Origin of the sequence: Taklimakanibacter lacteus, assembly GCA_003576695.1 — a bacterium.
Classification (GTDB): domain Bacteria; phylum Pseudomonadota; class Alphaproteobacteria; order Rhizobiales; family Aestuariivirgaceae; genus Taklimakanibacter; species Taklimakanibacter lacteus.
In genome coordinates this window covers 154,419-173,436 of the sequence record QOZQ01000013.1, presented here as the reverse complement: position 1 = coordinate 173,436, position 19,018 = coordinate 154,419, and the positions used below count along the sequence as shown (strand labels likewise).

Below are 19,018 nucleotides of genomic sequence, written 5' to 3'. Positions count from 1 at the left end.
GGGAATAGAACGATGAGACTCAATCAGATCTCCGACAACGAGGGCGCCCGGCGCCCGCGCAAGCGTCTCGGCCGCGGTATCGGTTCGGGTCTCGGCAAGACCGCCGGTCGCGGCGGCAAGGGTCAGACGGCGCGCTCCGGCGGCGCCAAGGCCGGCTTCGAAGGCGGCCAGATGCCGATCTACCGGCGCCTGCCCAAGCGCGGCTTCAACAACCCGTTCCCGGTCGAGTACAATGAGATCAATCTCGGCCGCATCCAGCAGGCCTTCGATGCCAAGAAGATCGACGCCGGCCAGCCGGTGACGATCGACAGCTTGGTCAAGGCGGGCGTCGTGTCCAAGCCGCGCGCCGGCCTGCGCCTGCTCGGTTCCGGCGAACTCAAGGCCAAGCTCGCCTTTGAGGTCCATTACGCCTCCAAGGGCGCCATTGCCGCGGTCGAGAAGGCCGGCGGCAGCGTCAAGGTCCTGAGACCGGCCAAGGCCGAGGCCGAAGCGCCTGCACGGGAAGCGAAGGCTCCCAAAGCCGAAGCCAAGCCCGCCAAGGGCGAGGCCAAAGCCGAGGAGAAGCCGGCCAAGGCCAAGAAGGAAGACAAACCGGCTAAGGCGAAGTGAGGTTGCGGGCGTCCGCCCGGCACCCCATTTAGGGGATTTGGGGCGGCGCTTGAGGAAAGCACATGGCATCGGCAGCTGAACAACTTGCAGCCAACATCAATTTCTCGGCGCTCGCCAAGGCCGAGGATCTGAAGAAACGCATCTGGTTCACCCTCGGCGCCCTCATCGTCTACCGGCTCGGCACCTATATTCCGATCCCTGGCGTCGACACGATCGAGCTCGCCCGGTTCGCGGCCCAGAATTCGAGCGGCATTCTCGGCTGGGTCAACGGCCTCGCCGGCGGCGCGCTCGGCCGCATGGCGATCTTCGCCCTCAATATCATGCCGTATATTTCGGCATCGATCATCATCCAGCTTCTGACCACCGTCTCGCCGCATCTCGAGCAGCTCAAGAAGGAAGGCGAGTCGGGCCGCAAGAAAATCAACCAGTATACGCGCTACGGCACCGTGCTGATCGCGGCGCTTCAGTCCTATGGCATCGCCGTCGGCCTCGAGGGGCAGGGCAGCATCGTGCTCGATCCGGGGCTCTTCTTCAGGATGAGCACCGTCATCACGCTCACCGGCGGCACCGTCTTCCTGATGTGGCTCGGCGAGCAGATCACCGCGCGCGGCATCGGCAACGGCACCTCGCTCATCATCTTCGCCGGCATCGTCGCCGGCCTGCCGTCCGGTCTCGCGGCATTGCTCGAGCTCGGCCGGACCGGCCAGATGTCGACTTTCCTGATCCTCGGCATCTTCGTCGTGGCGCTTGCCGTCATCGCCTTCATCGTGTTCGTGGAGCGCGCCCAGCGCCGGCTCCTGATCCAGTATCCCAAGCGCCAGGTCGGCATGAAGGTCACCCAGGGCGACAGCTCGCATCTGCCGCTCAAGCTCAACACCTCGGGCGTCATCCCGCCGATCTTCGCCTCGTCGCTACTGCTGCTGCCGATCACGGTCGCCAACTTCACGCAAGGGCAGGGGCCTGAATGGCTCAACCGCATCACCGCGCTGCTCGGCCACGGCCAGCCGCTGTTCCTCGTGTTCTATGCGCTGCTCATCATCTTCTTCGCCTTCTTCTACACCTCGATCATGTTCAATCCGAAGGACACGGCCGACAATCTGAAGAAATATGGCGGCTTCATCCCGGGCATCCGGCCGGGCGAGCGGACGGCGGAGTATATCGACTATGTGCTGACCCGCATCACCGTGCTCGGCGCCCTTTATCTGACGCTCGTCTGCTTGCTGCCGGAATTCCTGATCGGCTATGCCGCGATGCCGTTCTATTTCGGCGGCACCTCGCTCCTCATCGTGGTGAGCGTCACCATGGATACGGTGGCGCAGGTCCAGGGCCATCTGCTGGCGCAGCAATACGAAGGCCTGGTCAAGAAGGCGAAGCTCAGAGGGGCGCGCCGGTGAATCTGATCCTGCTCGGACCGCCGGGCGCCGGAAAAGGCACCCAGGCGAAACTGCTGGAAGAGAAGAAGGGCTACAAGCAGCTCTCGACCGGCGACATGCTGCGCGGCGCCGTCGCCGCCGGCACCGAGATGGGCAAGAAGGCCAAGGCCGTGATGGACCGTGGCGATCTCGTCTCCGACGATATCGTCGTGTCGATCATCGCCGAGCGGCTGGACAAGCCCGATGTGAAGAAGGGCTTCATCCTCGACGGTTTCCCGCGCAACCAGGCGCAGGCGGAAGCGCTCGACCGGATGCTCACGGACAAGGGCCTTAGCCTCGATGTGGTCATCGAGATGAAGGTCGATGACGAGGCCCTGGTGAAACGGATCGCCGGCCGGTACACCTGTGCCAAATGCGGCAAGGGCTATCACGACGAGTTCGAGAAGCCGAAGAAGCCCGGCGTCTGCGATGTGTGCGGATCGACCGAATTCGTCCGCCGGGCCGACGACAACGAGAAGACGGTCAGGGACCGCCTTCAGGTCTATAACAAGCAGACCGCCCCTCTGGTCGATTATTACGGTCGGACGGGCGTCCTGCATCAGGTAAACGGTATGGCGGATATCCATAAGGTGACCCGCCAGATCGAGGACGTGCTGGAACGATCATGAAGGTGGAGCAAATCCCGCCAAAGTTGCAGACTTTGGCGATAAGGATTTGCTCCGATATGGGTTGGCGCGAATCCTTTTCGGCGAAGTGGAACCACTTCGCCGGGATGCGCGCTGGTGTGGCATCTAGTAGGTTGACGTTCAAGCGATTCAGCCCTAGATACACGCTCCATTAGACCGACATGAAGGCTGGCTTCAGGAGGGCGACCTCCGGAGGCACGGCCTTGTGCCATTTAGGCGCCCGGTACCGCGTTTCGAGTAGTGACGGAGACTATGGGCGTAAGCCCTTGTAAGGTTTAGGAGAAAGACAAAGTGGCCCGCATCGCAGGCGTTAACATTCCGACCAACAAGCGTGTTGAAATCGCCCTTCGCTATATCCATGGCATCGGCCCGGTCAACGCCAAGGTGATCTGCAAGCAGGTCAGCATCCCGGCTTCCAAGCGGGTGAACGAGCTGTCCGACGCCGAAGTGCTGCAGATCCGCGAAATCATCGACCGCGACTATGTGGTCGAGGGCGACCTGCGCCGCGAAGTGTCGATGAACATCAAGCGTCTGATGGATCTCGGCACCTATCGGGGCCTGCGCCACCGCAAGAGCCTGCCGACGCGCGGCCAGCGCACCCATACCAATGCCCGCACCCGCAAAGGCCCGGCCAAGGCCATCGCCGGCAAGAAGAAGTAAGGAAGCCCCATGTCCAAAGAGCCTGCCCGTCCGCGCCGTAAAGAGCGCAAGAACATCACCTCGGGCGTCGTGCATGTGAACGCATCGTTCAACAACACGATGATCACCATCACCGACGTCCAGGGCAACACCATTTCCTGGGCGTCTGCCGGCAAGCTCGGCTTCAAGGGCTCGCGTAAGTCGACCCCCTATGCGGCCCAGGTCGCCGCCGAGCAGGCGGGCAAGTCGGCCATGGAGCACGGCATGAAGACCGTGGAAGTGGAAGTGAGCGGTCCGGGCTCGGGCCGTGAATCGGCGCTCCGCGCGCTGCAGTCCTGCGGGCTCCAGGTCACCGCCATCCGCGACGTGACGCCGATCCCGCATAATGGCTGCCGCCCGCCCAAGCGCCGCCGCGTCTGACGAGTTTTTCCGGAAGCGGCGACGCTTCCCCAGCAAATGAATAGTGACCCCAACGCCGGATTGCCGGCGTCAAGGTTCTGAACAGGACGACACCATGCACGTAAATCAGAAGAACTGGCAGGAACTCATCCGTCCGAGCAAGCTCGAAGTCTCGGCCGGGCGTGAACGCAAGCGGGTGGCGACGCTGGTCGCCGAGCCGCTCGAGCGCGGGTTCGGCACGACGCTCGGCAATGCGCTGCGCCGCGTCCTTCTCTCCTCGCTGCAGGGTGCGGCGGTAAGCTCGGTGCAGATCGACGGCGTCCTGCATGAGTTCTCCTCGATCGCGGGCGTGCGCGAGGATGTCACCGACATCGTCATCAACATCAAGGAAATCGCGCTCGCCATGCATGCGGAAGGGCCCAAGCGGCTCGTGCTCCGCAAGGAAGGCCCGGGCGTGGTCAAGGCCGGCGACATCCAGCAGACCGCCGATGTGCAGATCCTCAATCCCGAGCATGTCATCTGCACGCTCGACGAGGGTGCCGAAGTGCGCATGGAATTCACCGTCAACAACGGCAAGGGCTATGTGCCCTCCGAGCGCAACCGTCCCGAGGACGCGCCGATCGGCCTCATCCCGGTCGACAGCATCTACAGCCCGGTGCGCCGCGTCTCCTACAAGATCGAGAACACCCGCGAGGGCCAGATCCTCGACTATGACAAGCTGATCATGACGGTCGAGACCAACGGCTCGATGAGCCCGGAGGATGCGGTGGCCTATGCGGCGCGCATCCTGCAGGACCAGCTCTCGGTGTTCATCAATTTCGACGAGCCGTCGAAGGTCGTGCACGAGGACATCCGTCCCGAGCTCGAATTCAACGCGGCGCTCCTCAAGAAGGTCGACGAGCTCGAGCTTTCGGTGCGCTCGGCCAACTGCCTGAAGAACGACAACATCGTCTATATCGGCGATCTCATCCAGAAGAGCGAAGCGGAAATGCTGCGCACGCCGAACTTCGGACGCAAGTCGCTCAACGAGATCAAGGAAGTGCTCGCGCAGATGGGGCTGCATCTCGGCATGGAAGTGCCGAACTGGCCGCCCGAGAACATCGACGAGCTCGCCAAGAAATACGAAACGCATTACTGAGAATTTTGAGGAGACGTCATCATGCGTCACGGATTTGCCGGCCGCCGGTTCAACCGCTCGGCTTCACACAGGAAGTCGATGCTCGCCAATCTGGCGTCATCGCTCATCAAGCATGAGCAGATCGTCACGACGCTGCCCAAGGCCAAGGATTTGCGTCCGGTGGTCGAGAAGCTGGTCACGCTCGGCAAGAAGGGTGGCCTCGCGGCGCGCCGTCAGGCCATCGCCGAGATCGGCGACGAGACCCAGGTCAAGAAGCTGTTCGAGGTGCTGGCCAAGCGCTATGCCGAACGCAAGGGCGGCTATACGCGCGTGCTCAAGGCCGGCTTCCGCCATGGCGACTCGGCGCCGCGCGCGGTGATCGAATTCGTCGACCGCGACGTCAATGCCAAGGGCCAGGATTCGGGCCCGACCATGAAGACGGGCGAGGAAGCCGCGAGCGAGACCGCCGCTGCCTGATCGCCGCGAGCATCAGTGAAATTCGAAAGCGGGCTTTGCTGCCCGCTTTTTTATTGGGCGGGAAGGCTTGCGAGGCGCTCTTCGAGGGCCGTTGCATAGAGACCAAGATCGCGCTTGCCCGCCTCCAGATAGGCGAGGCGCGCCTTCGCCATCTGGCCGCGTGCGCGTTCGGCATCTCCCCGATACATATGGACCCCGGCCCGATCAAAGGGGAGCAATCTCGAGGCGACGTCGAAGCGTGCCAGAGCGCTGTCCGGCTTGCCTTGCGCCAGCTCAATCCGTCCTAGTGTAATGTTGTTGTTGGCCGAGTTGCTGTTGAACGCGAAAGCGCGTTTGGCGTCGGCCAGAGCTTCCGGAAGCTGGTTCAACCGCAGATGAGCGATGGCACGACAACGAAGCGCGCGGTCGGTTTCCTTGATCGACAGCGCCTCATTGCATTCAAGAATCCCGGATGCGGGGTTGCCGCTGTCGATATAAGCCCATCCAAGTGCGATCCGTGAATCGATGGACTTGGGGGCCAGGGCAACCGACTGCCGGGCATCCGATATGGCTGCAGCGAGGCGGCCGGCGTACAGGTTGAGATAGCTGCGCGATTCATAGGCATAGGCTGGCGCCGTGCCCAACTCTATTGCGCGCTCCAAGTCGGCGAGTGCCGCATCGAGATGCCCCGACAGTTGCAGTGAAAAGGAACGCGTCGCCAGCGCGTCGACACTGGTGGGATAGCGTTTCAGGATAAGAGTTGAGTCGGCAATTGAGCCTTCGAAGTCGTCGAAATCCTGCCGGATCTCCGACCGGAGCTGAAAGGGCCAGGTATATTGGTCGTTCAGCGCCATGGCCTTTTCTGCATCTGCGATGGCTTCTCGCCGAAGTCCTTGGGCGTAGAGGGCGCGGCCGCGTGCTTCCAAGGCAAAAATGTCAAGCGGTGCCAGGCGTTCGACGACCGCGAGCTCGGTAAGCGCCTCCGCCGATCGGTCCGTATAGATCAACAGCCAAGATTTTTCCAGATGGGCCGGGCTGTAGTCGGCATTGAGAGCGATAGCACGTTCGAGATCCAGTCCAGCCTTCTCAAATTGCCCCGTCGCCGTATAGGTCATGGCCCTGTTGGTAAGGAAGGCGACGCCATCCTTGTTCAGCTTCAAGGCTTGGTCGAAATCGGCAAGGGCCTGATCATAGTTGCGCATAGCGTAGTGAACCAGGCCGCGGTTATTGTAGTTGTCGGCATGACTGGTGTCCCGGCTGATTGCTTTGTCGAAGTCGCTGAGAGCATTGTTGAAGCTGCCGAGTTGATAGCGGGCCCAGCCGCGATTGCCACGGACATCGGCATTGTCGTAGCCCTTCCGCATGGCGGTCGTGTAATTCATGACGGCTTCGGCATATTTTTCGGACTTAAGTTGCGCGTCGGCGAGATTTGACCAGTAAATTCCAACCCGGCTGTTGATCGCGCCTGCGGTCCGGAAATCATCGGCTGCTTTCGCAAAGTCGCCCAGTCTGTAGTGGCCGATGCCGCGATTGTTCCAGTCCTCGGCGTCTGCCGTGCCGAGCTCTATAAGTTGCGATAGTCGCGCGATTGCCACTTCGGGGGCATTGCCCTTGCCCTCAATCGATCTTCTCAGGGCCATGGAGCGAAGCCCCACAGGCGCGTCTTCATTCGCGGCCAGTCGATTGCAGGCAGAATCGGCAATGGCTCTATTTTGCCCCTCGCAGAGAAAAGCGTCGAAATAGGCTAGGGGCAGGCTCCAATACTGAGCAATGATGATGGTCAGAGTGACGGATAGAAGCGCCAACGCGCTCCACACCCAGATCCAGGCGATCCTTTCGCCAATCGTCATCAATACCCCCCGCCGTCCAGCCTTCGATGTTGCAAGAGAAGATGGATTTCCGCAACTGGGGAGGGGCCCCAAAACGAAAAGCGGACCGAAAGGCCCGCTTTTCTCGGCTTACGCCTTATTGCTTTTATAGGCACCTTGCCCTGGCAAGTGGACGCAAAACCTGACGAAATGTCCTTCACAGTTGCGCCGAAGCGCAGACGGCGTTATGCAGCCAACTGCCGGTTTTTCCGGCGAAGTGACCAGTTTTCCTGACAAGGTGACGGAACGTGACTTTTACCCAGAAAGACGAGGACCTGCTGGCCCTTCTGCGCCTCAATGCGCGGGAACCCGTGGCCTCGCTGGCGCGCAAATTGAAGCTTTCGCGCACGACAGTTCAGGACCGGATCAAGCGTCTTGAGGAGCAGGGCGTCATTGCGGGCTATGCCGTCAGGCTCGCCAGCGCGGTCGACAAAAGCAGCATTCGTGCCTATGTGACGATCTCGGTCGAAGCGCGCCGGCAGGTCGAGGTCGGCCGTGCGCTCACCAAGCTGCCGCAGATCGAGGCGCTGCATACGGTGGCCGGCAAGTTCGACCTGGTGGCGCTGGCGCGCACCGGGTCGGCTGAGGACATGGATCGCATGCTCGACAGCGTCGGCCTTATTCCCGGCGTAACCCGGACAGAATCTGCCATTATCCTGTCGACCAAGGTCGACCGGCGTTAGGGACTGAAAATGAAGTCGAAAGTGCTCGCAACCCTCATCCTGACCGGCCTTCTCGCGTTGCCGGCGGCGGCCGAACAGGCGGTGCCGCAGTCGCGCTCGGAAATCCAGATGTCCTTCGCGCCCGTGGTGAAGGAGACATCGCCCGCGGTGGTCAATGTCTATGCGCGAAGGCTGGTGTCGCAGCGCGACCAGGGGCCGTTCTCCGATCCGTTCTTCCGCAAGTTCTTCGGCGGCGACGGCTCATTCGGCGCGCCGCGCGAGCGGGTGCAGAATTCGCTGGGCTCGGGCGTCATCGTCGACGGCAAGGGCCTCATCGTCACCAACAACCATGTCATCCTGGGCGGCAGCGACATCAGGGTGGTGCTCGCCGACCGGCGCGAATTCGAGGCCAAGCTCCTGATTGCCGATGAGCGCACCGATCTCGCCGTCCTCAAGATCGAACCCGATGACGAGGAGCTGCCGGCGCTCGCCATGGGCGATTCCGACAATCTCGAAGTCGGCGACCTGGTGCTCGCCATCGGCAATCCCTTCGGTGTCGGCCAGACGGTGACCAGCGGCATCGTCTCGGCCCTGGCGCGCACCCAGGTCGGCATCACCGACTATCAGTTCTTCATCCAGACCGATGCGGCGATCAATCCCGGCAATTCGGGCGGCGCGCTGATCGACCTTCAGGGCAATCTCATCGGCATCAACACCGCGATCTTCTCGCGCTCGGGCGGCTCGATCGGCATCGGCTTCGCCATCCCGGTCAACATGGTCAAGACGGTGGTGCAGTCGGCCGAGACGGGCGGGCGCATCCAGCGGCCGTGGATTGGTGCTGAGACGCAGGATGTCACCGCCGAGATCGCCGATTCCCTCGGCTTCGCGCGGCCGGAAGGCGCTCTCATCGCCGGGCTCCATCCCAAGAGCCCGCTGGCGCTGGCCGGCCTCAAGCGCGGCGACGTCGTCCTGGCGCTGGACGGCAAGCCGGTCGAGAACGCCAAGGAGCTCAGCTATCGTGTCGCCACCGCCCAGGTCGGATCATCGGCGATCGTCGAATATCAGCGCGGCAGCGAGCGGCGCGAGACCCGCATCGAGCTCATCGCGGCGCCGGAGACGACGGCGCGCGATGAAACCCTGATGGGCGGCAACACGCCCTTTACCGGACTCGTCGTCGCCAATCTGTCGCCGGCGGTTGCCGATGAGCTGGGCCTGCCTTCGGGCTCGACCGGCGTGGTCGCCGCCGATGTCAAAGGCGGTCCGGCGCGGCGCATCTTCCGCAAGGGCGATGTCATCCTGGAAGTGAACGGGGTGGTGATCGACAGCGTCGACACGCTCAATTCGGCGGTGAAAACAGGTGACGGCTTCTGGCAGTTCGCGGTCAATCGCAGCGGGCGCGTCATCCGCATGCAGTTAGGCGGTTGATGGCCAACCTGTTCCAGGCGGCAGGACTGGACAAGGAAGCGCCGCGGCCGCTGGCCGACCGCCTGCGGCCGCAGAAGCTTTCCGATGTCGTGGGGCAGGACCACATCACCGGACCCGAAGGTGTGCTCACCCGCATGATCGCGGCGGGGCGGGTGCCTTCCGTCATCTTCTGGGGGCCGCCCGGCACCGGCAAGACGACCATTGCGCGGCTCCTGGCCGGCGCCACCGGCCTCGTCTTCGAGCAGATGTCGGCGATCTTCTCCGGCGTCGCCGATCTCAAGAAGGCGTTCGAGATGGCGCGCTCCAGGCGCGAGCAGGGGCGTGGCACGCTGCTCTTCGTCGACGAGATCCACCGCTTCAACCGCTCGCAGCAGGACAGCTTCCTGCCGGTGATGGAAGATGGCACCATCACGCTGGTCGGCGCCACCACCGAGAACCCGTCCTTCGAGCTGAACGGAGCTCTGTTGTCGCGTGCGCAAGTGCTGGTGCTCAACCGGCTCGATGCGCCGGCGCTCGAGGCGCTCATCGCGCGCGCCGAAATGCATGAGAAGCGGGCGCTGCCCGTGACCGATGCGGCGCGCCAGGTGCTGACGGGGCTTGCCGATGGCGATGGACGCTATCTGCTCAATTTGGTCGAGGACATTTTCGCCACCGTGCCGGAAGGCGGTGCGGCGCTCGATGAGGCGAAGCTGGCGGAAGTGGTGCAGAAACGCGTGCCGCTTTACGACAAGTCGCAGGACGGCCATTACAATCTGATCTCGGCGCTGCACAAGACGGTGCGCGGCTCCGATCCCGATGCGGCGCTCTATTATCTCGCCCGCATGCTCACCGCCGGCGAGGACCCGCTCTATATCACGCGCCGGATGGTGCGCATGGCGATCGAGGATGTGGGCCTCGCCGATCCGCAGGCGCTGCAGCAGGCATTGCTGGCGAAGGAGGCCTTTGATTTCCTCGGTAGTCCGGAGGGTGAGCTCGCACTGGCGCAGGCCGTCATCTATCTGGCGACCGCGCCCAAATCCAATGCCGGCTATGTCGCCTTCAAGGGCGCCATGAAGCACGCCAGGGAAACGGGCTCGCTGTCGCCGCCCAAGATCATCCTCAATGCGCCGACGCGCCTGATGAAGGAACAGGAGTATGGCGCCGGCTATCAATATGATCACGACGAGCCCGACGCCTTTTCCGGGCAGAATTACTTTCCCGACCAGATGCAGCGCGAACGCTTTTACGATCCGCCGGAGCGCGGCTTCGAGCGCGAGATCCGCAAGCGGCTGGACTATTGGGAGAAGCTCAGGCGCGAGCGCGGCGAGGGCTGAGGCCGTTCTTCCTACTTCTGCGAAATGATTGCCTGCGTCATCGCGGCAGCGGCGGCGTCCTGTTTCAGTCTGCCTTCCTGCGTCAGGCTTCGCCAGGTGAAGAAGCTGAGCGCCAGGCCGAGCATGGCACGTTGTGGGGCATCCAGGCCGTCACCGAGGACCTGTCGGTAGGAGGCCATGGGCCCGGAGAAGCGCAGCTCGGCAATCTCTCTCGTCAACTGGTGATGCTCGCCATCACGCAATACACAGGCGAGCAGGCCGGCATTGCGCTTGTACCAGTCATAGAGCGCGCGCAGCCCGGTGTGCAGGCGCCTGCGGGGATCCTTTGTTGCCTGCCAAGCCGCGGCTTCCGGCAGCGGGTCGCGCTCATGGACCAGACCGGAGCAGGCGAGTAGCAGATCCCGTTCCCCCGGAAAATGCGCATAGAATGTATGCCGTTGGACGCCGGCCCGCTCGGCGATCATGCTCACGGTGGTGGAAGCGGGGCCGACGCTGCCATGCAAATCGACGGCGGCTTCGACGATGCGCTGCCGGGTCATGGCCTGCTGCTCGGCGCGCCGCTTCAGTGTGTAGGTTCGGGTCATCTCATTTCACTGCACTCTTGTGTGTATTCAATGTTGACGTGACGTTCAAATTTGGATACACACGTGTGTATCACGAAAATTGGCATCTGTCGATGCCAGGCAACAGGAGGCTTGTATGGAGACCAGGATCACTGAAATCGGCGATGGGCTTTACCGGCTGTCGACCTTCGTGCCCGATATCGCGCCGCCCGATGGCTTCACCTTCAACCAGTTCCTCATTCTCGGCGATGAGCCCTTGCTGTTCCATGCCGGCCTGAGGCTGATGTTCCCCTCCATTCGCACCGCCGTCGCCAGGCTCATCCCGCCGGAAAAGCTGCGCTGGATCGCCTTCGGCCACTACGAAGCGGATGAATGCGGCGCGATGAATGACTGGCTGGCGATCGCGCCCCAGGCCATGGTCGCGCATGGCCGGACGGGCTGCTATGTCTCGCTCAACGACATGGCTGACCGCAGTCCGCGTATTCTCGAGGACGGCGAGACGATCGATCTCGGCAAGGGCAGGCGGGTGCGCTATCTCGACACGCCGCATATTCCACATGGCTGGGACGCGGGCGTCCTCTATGAGGAGGCGAGCGGAACCTTGCTGTGTGGTGATCTCTTCACGCAGATTGGCGACCGCGCCGCTTTGACGGACCGCGATATCGTCGGACCCGCCATCGACGCCGAGGACATGTTCCGCTTTTCGAGCCTCAATCCCGGAATGGGGAAGACGATCCGTCGCCTGGCGGAACTTGCGCCCAGAAGTCTGGCGCTCATGCACGGTCCGACCTTCACCGGCGATGGAGCGGCCGCGTTGCATGGCCTGGCCGACGACTATGACCGGCGTATCCGCGCGGCAATGAGCCAGTAGGGAACGCCCGGCGTCTCGGGCTACCAGGGGATCGCCTGACCATCCCTGAAGAAGCCGCCGGTCGGCCCGTCGGGGGGAAGCGTTGCCGCCCAGACGATGCCGGCAGCGCCTTCGGCCACGTCGCGGGTGGCGCCGGGCCCTCCCATGTTCGTCTTGACCCAGCCGGGGCAGACCGAGTTCACCAGAATGCCGCGCGGGCGCATTTCATAGGCAAGCGTGCGGGTGAAGACATTGATGCCGGCCTTCGAGGCACGGTAGCCGTAATAACCCGGTCCCATCTCGCCGAGCGAGGCCATGCTGGACGAGACATTGACGATGCGGGCACCGCGGGCGAGATAGGGCGCAAGCGCGCGGGTGACGCTCCAGGTGCCGATCATGTTGATGGCGATCGTGTCGGTGACGTTCCTTTCCGGGCTGCGCAGGACGCTGGCAGTCGAGCCGATCTCGGCCTTGAGATCGCTGTCGCTGCCCGCCTCGTACATGACGCCGGCGCAGTTGATCAGCACATCAATCGAGGCGTCCTTCATCTTGACGGCATCGACCAGCAGCTCGATGGAGGCCGCATCCTGCATGTCGAAGGCGTGCGCGGTCACCAGATAGCCCTCGGCGCGAAGAGTCCGGGCGGCATTTTCGAGGGTGGATTTCGTGCGGCTGGCGATGAACAGCCGGTAGCCCAGGCGCCCCAGCTGACGCGCCGTCTCGAAGCCCAGACCGCGCGAGCCGCCGGTGATCAGGGCGAGTGGCAAGTTGGACATAAAGAACAAAATCCCCCGGAACGGACAACTCAGCCGCGGGCTGCTCCGGTCATGCAGCTAAACCCAGGATTTCTTTTACGCAGAAACCGCTGAAAAGTTGCAAACAGTTTCTGACAATTTCATGCAATTTCCAATATATATCGTGGAATATTGTCTCTTCCAAGGAATATAATGCTGTCGGTGAGCCTGAAGCATCGGCCTCCGCCGGCGCCTCGGATCAATCCGCGAAGGAACTTCCGCCAGTGTCCTGCAGACGGACATAGCCGCCCACCTCGCCGACCGACGTGTCAACCTTGCCTTTGACGACAACACGGCCGCGCGTCGTCGCATCGAGCGAGTCGCGATTTTTCCCGCGGTCCGAATAGACCAGCCCGCTGCGGATCTCGCCCGATACCGAGATTTCGGCCACCGGCTCCGCGTCGGCCCTCGGCAGCACCGAGATGGTGAAGCCTGAATCCTCACGCACCTTGTCGGCATTGCGCTCCGGCGCGACGCCTTCAAAAGTGCCCTGGCCTTTGCGGATGGCCATCAGGTCATAGCCCTCGGGCAGCGCTCCCTGCTGCGCCTCGAGCTGCGACACGTTCTGCTGCAAAGCCTCGATCTGGGCCTTGAGGGCGCCAACATCCTCCGCTTTGGCGGAAGCTGCCGTGACAGCCATCGCAGCGCTCGCCAGAAGAGCCCATTTGGTGAGTTTCATGACTTCCCCTCGCAGGTTCCGGTTAGCCCCGACCGCCGCGCGACCTGGTTCACGACGGTCATTCTCATTGCGGGCGACACCAAGGTCAAGCAGCGCCGTGGCGGAATTTTGGCAAGCATTAACCGTCCGGCGTTTAAAAGCTGAAACCTGGGCGATGCCTCAGTTACTCAGACTGGGCAATCCGCATATGGATTTCCCGAAGTAGGCGAGCCATTGCCAATTTTTCCCCTCGCCCGTTGCGAAGCAATGGGGGTGCCCGACCTTGCTCCGCCGAAGCGGAAGTTATCTGCTCTGTCGGGGCGAAACCTCGGCTTCGCGAAGGCGAGAGGCCGGGTGAGGGCTCTTTGTCCAAATTACTCCGGTGTTTTCCAAGTCTCGCATGTTTCGAGGAAGAGCCCTCATCCGCCCTGTCGGGCACCTTCTCCCATCCTCCGGACGGGAGAAGGGGAAATGAAGGAGGGCCTCTCTACTCCGCCGCTTCCGTCTTGGTCCGCCCGCGGCGCAGCACGTCCTTCAGGAACTGGCCGGTATAGCTTCGCGGCTCCCTGACGCAGTCCTCGGGCGTTCCGGCGAAGACGACCTCGCCGCCGCCATCGCCGCCTTCGGGTCCCATGTCGATGATCCAGTCGGCGGTCTTGATCACTTCGAGATTGTGCTCGATGACGACAACCGTGTTGCCCTGGTCGACCAGTTCATGCAGCACCTCGAGAAGCTTGCGCACATCATGGAAATGCAGGCCGGTGGTCGGCTCGTCGAGCAGGTAGATGGTGCGGCCGGTGGCGCGCTTCGACAATTCCTTGGCGAGCTTGACGCGCTGCGCCTCGCCGCCCGAGAGCGTCGTCGCCTGCTGGCCGATATGGATATAGCCGAGGCCCACGCGCTCGAGAGTCTCCATCTTGTCGCGCACCGATGGTACGGCGCGGAAGAACTCGGCGCCTTCCGCCACCGTCATGTCGAGCACATCGGCGATCGACTTGTCCTTGAACCTGATCTCCAGCGTCTCGCGATTGTAGCGCTTGCCGTGGCAGGCATCGCAGGTGACATAGACATCGGGCAGGAAATGCATCTCGATCTTGATGACACCGTCGCCTTGGCAGGTCTCGCAGCGCCCGCCCTTCACATTGAAGGAGAAGCGGCCCGGCTCATAGCCGCGCGCCTTGGCTTCGGGGAGGCCGGCGAACCAGTCGCGGATGGGGGTGAAGGCGCCGGTATAGGTCGCCGGGTTCGAGCGCGGCGTGCGCCCGATCGGCGACTGGTCGATGTCGATGATCTTGTCGAGATATTCGAGGCCCTCGATCTTGTCATGCTCGAGCGGGGCTTCGCGCGTGCCCATCAGCTTGCGGGCGATGGCGCGATAGATCGTGTCGATCAGCAAGGTCGACTTGCCGCCGCCCGACACACCGGTGACGCAGGTGAAGAGGCCGAGCGGAATCTCGGCCGACACGCTCTTGAGGTTGTTGGCGCGCGCGCCCGTCACCTTGATGCGGCGGCCCTTTTCCGGCGTGCGCCGGCGCTGGGGCAGGGGAATCTGCTGCAGGCCGATGAGATACTGCCCGGTGAGCGAGCGCGGATTGGCCATGACCTGGTCGGGCGAGCCCTGCGCGATGACCTCGCCGCCATGGATGCCGGCGCCGGGGCCGATATCGACGACATAATCGGCGAGCCTTATCGCATCCTCGTCATGCTCGACCACGATCACCGTATTGCCGATGTCGCGCAGATGGATGAGGGTCTCGAGCAGGCGGGCATTGTCGCGCTGATGCAGGCCGATCGAGGGCTCGTCCAGCACATAAAGCACGCCGGTGAGGCCCGAGCCGATCTGCGAGGCAAGGCGGATGCGCTGGCTCTCGCCGCCTGACAGCGAGCCCGAGACGCGCGACAAATTGAGATAATCGAGGCCCACATCGACCAGGAACTTGAGGCGGGCGCGGATCTCCTTCAGGATGCGCGCGGCGATCTCGCGGTCCTTGGGCTTGAGCTTGCCCTCGAGCCTGGTGAACCAGTCATTGGCGGCCTTGATCGACATGTCGGAGACCTGGCCGATATGCAGCTTGTCGATCTTGACGGCGAGCGCCTGGGGCTTGAGCCTGAAGCCGCCGCAGGCATCGCAGGGATGATCCGACTGGAAGCGCGACAGCTCCTCGCGCATCCATTGCGAATCCGTCTCGCGCCAGCGCCGCTCGATATTGCCGATGACGCCCTCGAAGGCCTTCTTGGTCTTGTAGGTGCGAAGCCCGTCGTCATAGACGAAGGTGATCTCGTCCTCGCCGGTGCCGAACAGGATGGCGTCGCGCGCCTTCTTGGGCAGGTCCTTCCAGGCCGTCGACATGCCGAACTTGTAGGCCTTGGCGAGGGCTTCCAGCGTCTGGGTGTAATAGGGCGAGGTGTTGCCGGTCTTGGCCCAGGGCAGTATGGCCCCGTCGCGCAGCGACAGCGTGGCATCGGGCACCACGAGATCGGGCTCGAAACGCAGCTCGGTGCCCAGTCCATCGCATTTGGGGCAGGCGCCGAAGGGGTTGTTGAAGGAGAAGAGGCGCGGCTCGATCTCCTCGATGGTGAAGCCCGAGACGGGGCAGGCGAATTTCTCCGAGAACAGGATGCGCTCATGCGTCTCGTTCTTCGACTTGTTGGCGCTCTCCTCGCTGGTGCGCGACGGCGGCAAGGGCTTGTCGGTATATTCGGCGATGGCAAGCCCCTCGGCGAGCTTCAGCGCCGTCTCGAAACTGTCGGCCAGGCGGTTGCCGAGATCGCCCCGGACCACGATGCGGTCGACCACCACGTCGATATCGTGCTTGAATTTCTTGTCGAGGGCCGGAACCGCGTCGATCTCGTAGAACTTGCCGTCGACCTTGACGCGCTGGAAGCCCTTCTTCTGCAGCTCCGCCATTTCCTTGCGGTATTCGCCCTTCCGTCCACGGACGATCGGCGCCAGGAGGTAGAGGCGGGTGCCCTCGGGAAGCTCCATCACCCGGTCGACCATCTGGGTGACGGTCTGGCTCTCGATGGGAAGGCCGGTGGCCGGCGAATAGGCGACGCCGATGCGCGCAAAGAGGAGGCGCATATAGTCATAGATCTCGGTGACGGTGCCCACCGTCGAGCGCGGATTGCGGCTCGTTGTCTTCTGCTCGATCGAGATGGCGGGCGAGAGGCCGTCGATCTGGTCGACATCGGGCTTCTGCATCATCTCGAGGAACTGGCGGGCATAGGCCGACAGGCTCTCGACATAACGGCGCTGGCCCTCGGCATAGATCGTGTCGAAAGCGAGCGAGGACTTGCCCGAGCCCGAAAGCCCGGTGAAGACGATGAGCTTGTCGCGCGGCAGCTCAAGCGAGATGTTCTTGAGATTGTGCTCGCGCGCACCCTGTATCGCGATGATTTTCTTGGTGTCGGCCATGGCGGTTGACTAGACCAAATAGTGAACGTGGGCAAGCTGGACAAGCATTTGGCCGGGGAAAAGTCGCTTTTTCCCGGCCATCACGCGGCTGAACCTGTTTTGCGAGGCTGCTCCCTTCAAGCGCCAGAACATGTCAGCAGCTTGACCGCTGTCCACAGACTGGTGAAGAAGGCCCGGCGGCAGCCCCTTGTCGGGCCAGTCATAGGTGAGGTTGAAGACAGCATATGGCATTGAACCGGATCATCCTCTACGCGCTGGACGTGGAACAGACCGTGGCGTTCTATGAAAAATTCTTCGGTTTCAAGGCATCGCGCGAAGCGGGCGACCGCATTGTCGAGCTTGTTCCCGCCAATGGCGGCGCCCGTCTGATGATTCATCAGGCGGGAAGGGCCCAGAAGGCCGGCCAGTCCCAGGTGAAGCTGGTTTTCGATGTCGAGGATGTCGAAGGCTTCTGCGCGCTCGCCGCGAAGAACGGGCTGGTGTTCAGCGCCCTGCATCAAGGGGAAGGCTATGTCTTCGCCAATGCGCGCGATCCCGCCAGGAACTCCATCTCGGTTTCCAGCCGCGCCTTTCGCGAGTCGAGACGATGAGAGGTCCATTTTGACTTGACATCGAGAGGGAGAGGACCAAGATAAAACCATCATCGGTCGCGTGAGATCGATGACCGGACACAACAGAAAGGGAGGGAGGCATGAATCCACCGGGCTACCTTCTCGACTGCGGCAAGGTTCCGCAGTCACGGTCCTGACAGCGCTGCAGCACTCATCGACACTGATCAGGCCGCTCATCCTACAATCCGAATATCTCATGCGAGGGCGAGATGCCGAAGCTGGACGTCTCAGAGCCTCGAAAATGATCCGGTATAAATACCGGAATGGACTTCGAATAAATCTCGAATGATCGAGTGCCCCGCCGGCGCCAGATGAGCGCGGCGGGGTTTCGAGTCCTCAGGTGCTTCATTTCTTCACAGCATGGTGGAAGCCCAGCGCGCAGATGAGCATGGCGCCGCTGCAGGCTGCGGTCAGAGCGAGAACCGGAGCGAAGCCGGCGCCCCGGTCATGCAGCATGCCCATCATCGGGATGGCCGCCGCGCTGACGGCGAAGCTGAGGGAATAGGTGATGCCATAGGCTTTGGCCCGCAGATGCTCGGGCACGAAGCGCGCCACGATGGCATCGTCGACCACCACCAGGCCATAGATCGCCGCCATGGTGAAAGCGAGGCCGATGAGCAGGAGAGGACCGGTCGAGAGCCAGGCCAGCACCAGGCCGGTGAGCTCGAGCGCCGCGAGGCCGACAAAGAGCGAAGCCAGCGCGAAGCGGTCGATGAGCCGGCCGGTGGCAAGCTGCATCAGGGCGCCGCAGATGAAGACGACGGTGGCGAGCGCACCGGTGCCGATCAGCGGCAAGTCACCGTCGAAGCGCTCATCGACGATCTTGGGCAAGGCAACCGTGATGATGTTGTAGGTCATGCCGCCGGCGAAGCCCGCCAGGAGGATCATGCCGACAGCCAGAAGCGGTTTCTGCACGGCGATGCCGGGTGAGGCTGTAGTGCTTGTCGGCGCCCTGTCCGAATTTCCCGAGTGGCGTGTCGTCGCGATGAAGAGAATCCCCAGCATCAGCGCCACGGCGCCCGGACCGATGAAGGCGGCGCGCCAGCCGAAGACGGAAGCAAGGAACGCCGTGCCGGCAGCAGCCACGGCCGCACCGACATTGCCGCAGACTCCGTTGACGGCGAAATCACGCCCGAGCTGCTGAGACCTGGAGGCGAGAAGGCTGAGGCCGACCGGGTGATAGATGGCGCCGGCGGCGCCGAGCAGCAGTAGCGCCAGCCCGAGCATCGTCCATGTCGTCGCCGCGGCGACGAATAGGCAGGCAAGTCCGGTCAGGATGAAGAAGGAAGCCAGAAGGCGGTCGGGCCCCGTCACATTCACCAGCCAGCCCGCCGGCAGCGACAGCAGCCCGAAAGCGACGAAGCACCCGGTGGCGAGTGGGATCAACTCGCCATAGCCCAGCATCCATTCAGTCCCGATCACGATGACGGCGGTCGGGAAGATGAGGACCACATAATGGACGAGGGCATGGGCGGCGTTGACGAAGAAGATGGTGCGGCGGGCGTCGGTCATGGGCTTTTCGATCGCGGTTGTTGCGCGCACCGTACTTGGCCCGATATATCCGGTGGGGCCAATTTCGG

The 19,018-nt window shown here is 62.9% G+C and carries 19 protein-coding genes; 12 read left to right on the top strand and 7 right to left on the bottom strand.

Features of this window, described 5'->3' with window-relative positions; translation table 11 throughout:
* Nucleotides 1-12 precede the first annotated feature (12 nt).
* The 7 genes from rplO to rplQ all read left to right on the top strand — a co-directional run bounded on the left by rplO (nt 13) and on the right by rplQ (nt 5,300).
* Nucleotides 13-609: a 50S ribosomal protein L15 gene (rplO, locus tag DT068_RS24120; RefSeq protein ID WP_119392451.1), complete on the top strand. Its 597-nt coding sequence runs from the start codon at nt 13-15 to the stop codon at nt 607-609.
* A 62-nt stretch (nt 610-671) separates the two neighbouring features.
* Nucleotides 672-2,003 carry a preprotein translocase subunit SecY gene (gene secY / locus DT068_RS24115; RefSeq protein ID WP_119392450.1) on the top strand — a complete coding sequence of 444 codons (1,332 nt, stop codon included), beginning with the start codon at nt 672-674 and terminating at the stop codon, nt 2,001-2,003.
* Nucleotides 2,000-2,650, top strand: a complete 651-nt coding sequence (locus tag DT068_RS24110; RefSeq protein ID WP_119392449.1) for an adenylate kinase — start codon at nt 2,000-2,002, stop codon at nt 2,648-2,650. Before secY ends, DT068_RS24110 begins: the two co-directional genes overlap by 4 nt.
* 309 nt (nt 2,651-2,959) lie before the next feature.
* Nucleotides 2,960-3,328, top strand: coding sequence for a 30S ribosomal protein S13 (gene rpsM / locus DT068_RS24105; RefSeq protein ID WP_119392448.1), 369 nt, complete (start codon nt 2,960-2,962; stop codon nt 3,326-3,328).
* Nucleotides 3,329-3,337: 9 nt separating this feature from the next.
* On the top strand, nt 3,338-3,727 hold the full coding sequence (rpsK, locus tag DT068_RS24100; RefSeq protein WP_119392447.1) for a 30S ribosomal protein S11: 390 nt from the start codon (nt 3,338-3,340) through the stop codon (nt 3,725-3,727).
* A gap of 94 nt (nt 3,728-3,821) precedes the next feature.
* Nucleotides 3,822-4,844: a DNA-directed RNA polymerase subunit alpha gene (locus DT068_RS24095; RefSeq protein WP_119392446.1), complete on the top strand. Its 1,023-nt coding sequence runs from the start codon at nt 3,822-3,824 to the stop codon at nt 4,842-4,844.
* Between the two features lie 21 nt (nt 4,845-4,865).
* The gene (gene rplQ, locus DT068_RS24090; RefSeq protein ID WP_119392445.1) at nt 4,866-5,300 is read left to right on the top strand and encodes a 50S ribosomal protein L17; all 435 of its coding nucleotides are present in this window, start codon (nt 4,866-4,868) and stop codon (nt 5,298-5,300) included.
* Between the two features lie 50 nt (nt 5,301-5,350).
* On the opposite strand, the gene DT068_RS24085 is transcribed toward rplQ, so the two are convergent.
* Nucleotides 5,351-7,129, bottom strand: coding sequence for a tetratricopeptide repeat protein (locus DT068_RS24085; protein WP_119392444.1), 1,779 nt, complete (start codon nt 7,127-7,129; stop codon nt 5,351-5,353).
* A gap of 266 nt (nt 7,130-7,395) precedes the next feature.
* Between DT068_RS24085 and DT068_RS24080 the strand changes: the two genes are divergently transcribed.
* The 3 genes from DT068_RS24080 to DT068_RS24070 are packed head-to-tail and all read left to right on the top strand — an operon-like array spanning nt 7,396 to nt 10,547.
* Entirely contained in the window at nt 7,396-7,830 is a 435-nt protein-coding gene (locus tag DT068_RS24080) for an Lrp/AsnC family transcriptional regulator (protein ID WP_119392443.1), read from the top strand.
* Between the two features lie 9 nt (nt 7,831-7,839).
* The gene (locus DT068_RS24075; protein WP_119392442.1) at nt 7,840-9,234 is read left to right on the top strand and encodes a DegQ family serine endoprotease; all 1,395 of its coding nucleotides are present in this window, start codon (nt 7,840-7,842) and stop codon (nt 9,232-9,234) included.
* Nucleotides 9,234-10,547 (top strand): replication-associated recombination protein A, encoded by a 1,314-nt coding sequence (locus DT068_RS24070; protein ID WP_119392441.1) that lies wholly within the window; start codon nt 9,234-9,236, stop codon nt 10,545-10,547. The genes DT068_RS24075 and DT068_RS24070 overlap by 1 nt, the downstream gene beginning before the upstream one ends.
* Nucleotides 10,548-10,558: 11 nt before the next feature.
* Here DT068_RS24070 and DT068_RS24065 read toward each other — a convergent pair whose 3' ends face one another.
* Complete coding sequence (locus tag DT068_RS24065) at nt 10,559-11,131, bottom strand: TetR/AcrR family transcriptional regulator (RefSeq protein WP_119392440.1); 573 nt, start codon at nt 11,129-11,131, stop codon at nt 10,559-10,561.
* A gap of 115 nt (nt 11,132-11,246) precedes the next feature.
* Between DT068_RS24065 and DT068_RS24060 the strand changes: the two genes are divergently transcribed.
* Complete coding sequence (locus DT068_RS24060) at nt 11,247-11,981, top strand: oxygen-binding di-iron domain-containing protein (RefSeq protein ID WP_119392439.1); 735 nt, start codon at nt 11,247-11,249, stop codon at nt 11,979-11,981.
* A 20-nt stretch (nt 11,982-12,001) separates the two neighbouring features.
* Here the strand turns inward: DT068_RS24060 and DT068_RS24055 are convergent, their stop codons facing one another.
* The 4 genes from DT068_RS24055 to DT068_RS24040 all read right to left on the bottom strand — a co-directional run bounded on the left by DT068_RS24055 (nt 12,002) and on the right by DT068_RS24040 (nt 17,058).
* Nucleotides 12,002-12,736, bottom strand: a complete 735-nt coding sequence (locus DT068_RS24055; RefSeq protein WP_119392438.1) for an SDR family NAD(P)-dependent oxidoreductase — start codon at nt 12,734-12,736, stop codon at nt 12,002-12,004.
* Between the two features lie 217 nt (nt 12,737-12,953).
* Nucleotides 12,954-13,433 (bottom strand): hypothetical protein, encoded by a 480-nt coding sequence (locus tag DT068_RS24050; protein WP_119392437.1) that lies wholly within the window; start codon nt 13,431-13,433, stop codon nt 12,954-12,956.
* 466 nt (nt 13,434-13,899) lie between these two features.
* Entirely contained in the window at nt 13,900-16,827 is a 2,928-nt protein-coding gene (gene uvrA / locus DT068_RS24045; RefSeq protein ID WP_119392436.1) for an excinuclease ABC subunit UvrA, read from the bottom strand.
* Nucleotides 16,828-16,836: 9 nt separating this feature from the next.
* On the bottom strand, nt 16,837-17,058 hold the full coding sequence (locus DT068_RS24040; RefSeq protein ID WP_119392435.1) for a hypothetical protein: 222 nt from the start codon (nt 17,056-17,058) through the stop codon (nt 16,837-16,839).
* Here DT068_RS24040 and DT068_RS24035 point away from each other — a divergent pair.
* Nucleotides 17,052-17,417: a VOC family protein gene (locus DT068_RS24035; protein ID WP_119392434.1), complete on the top strand. Its 366-nt coding sequence runs from the start codon at nt 17,052-17,054 to the stop codon at nt 17,415-17,417. The two genes, DT068_RS24040 and DT068_RS24035, sit on opposite strands and share 7 nt — an antisense overlap.
* A 366-nt stretch (nt 17,418-17,783) precedes the next feature.
* Here the strand turns inward: DT068_RS24035 and DT068_RS24030 are convergent, their stop codons facing one another.
* Nucleotides 17,784-18,950 (bottom strand): MFS transporter, encoded by a 1,167-nt coding sequence (locus DT068_RS24030; protein ID WP_119392433.1) that lies wholly within the window; start codon nt 18,948-18,950, stop codon nt 17,784-17,786.
* Between the last annotated feature and the right edge of the window lie 68 nt (nt 18,951-19,018).

Excerpts from the sequence above, each read along its gene's own strand:
- DT068_RS24050 (WP_119392437.1), bottom strand. The coding sequence starts at position 13,433 with ATGAAACTCACCAAATGGGCTCTTCTGGCGAGCGCTGCGATGGCTGTC.
- DT068_RS24085 (WP_119392444.1), bottom strand. The coding sequence starts at position 7,129 with ATGACGATTGGCGAAAGGATCGCCTGGATCTGGGTGTGGAGCGCGTTG.
- DT068_RS24065 (WP_119392440.1), bottom strand. The coding sequence starts at position 11,131 with ATGACCCGAACCTACACACTGAAGCGGCGCGCCGAGCAGCAGGCCATG.
- rplQ (WP_119392445.1), top strand. The coding sequence starts at position 4,866 with ATGCGTCACGGATTTGCCGGCCGCCGGTTCAACCGCTCGGCTTCACAC.
- DT068_RS24060 (WP_119392439.1), top strand. The coding sequence starts at position 11,247 with ATGGAGACCAGGATCACTGAAATCGGCGATGGGCTTTACCGGCTGTCG.
- DT068_RS24070 (WP_119392441.1), top strand. The coding sequence starts at position 9,234 with ATGGCCAACCTGTTCCAGGCGGCAGGACTGGACAAGGAAGCGCCGCGG.
- uvrA (WP_119392436.1), bottom strand. The coding sequence starts at position 16,827 with ATGGCCGACACCAAGAAAATCATCGCGATACAGGGTGCGCGCGAGCAC.
- DT068_RS24055 (WP_119392438.1), bottom strand. The coding sequence starts at position 12,736 with ATGTCCAACTTGCCACTCGCCCTGATCACCGGCGGCTCGCGCGGTCTG.
- rplO (WP_119392451.1), top strand. The coding sequence starts at position 13 with ATGAGACTCAATCAGATCTCCGACAACGAGGGCGCCCGGCGCCCGCGC.
- DT068_RS24030 (WP_119392433.1), bottom strand. The coding sequence starts at position 18,950 with ATGACCGACGCCCGCCGCACCATCTTCTTCGTCAACGCCGCCCATGCC.
- rpsK (WP_119392447.1), top strand. The coding sequence starts at position 3,338 with ATGTCCAAAGAGCCTGCCCGTCCGCGCCGTAAAGAGCGCAAGAACATC.
- secY (WP_119392450.1), top strand. The coding sequence starts at position 672 with ATGGCATCGGCAGCTGAACAACTTGCAGCCAACATCAATTTCTCGGCG.
- DT068_RS24035 (WP_119392434.1), top strand. The coding sequence starts at position 17,052 with ATGGCATTGAACCGGATCATCCTCTACGCGCTGGACGTGGAACAGACC.
- DT068_RS24095 (WP_119392446.1), top strand. The coding sequence starts at position 3,822 with ATGCACGTAAATCAGAAGAACTGGCAGGAACTCATCCGTCCGAGCAAG.
- DT068_RS24075 (WP_119392442.1), top strand. The coding sequence starts at position 7,840 with ATGAAGTCGAAAGTGCTCGCAACCCTCATCCTGACCGGCCTTCTCGCG.
- DT068_RS24040 (WP_119392435.1), bottom strand. The coding sequence starts at position 17,058 with ATGCCATATGCTGTCTTCAACCTCACCTATGACTGGCCCGACAAGGGG.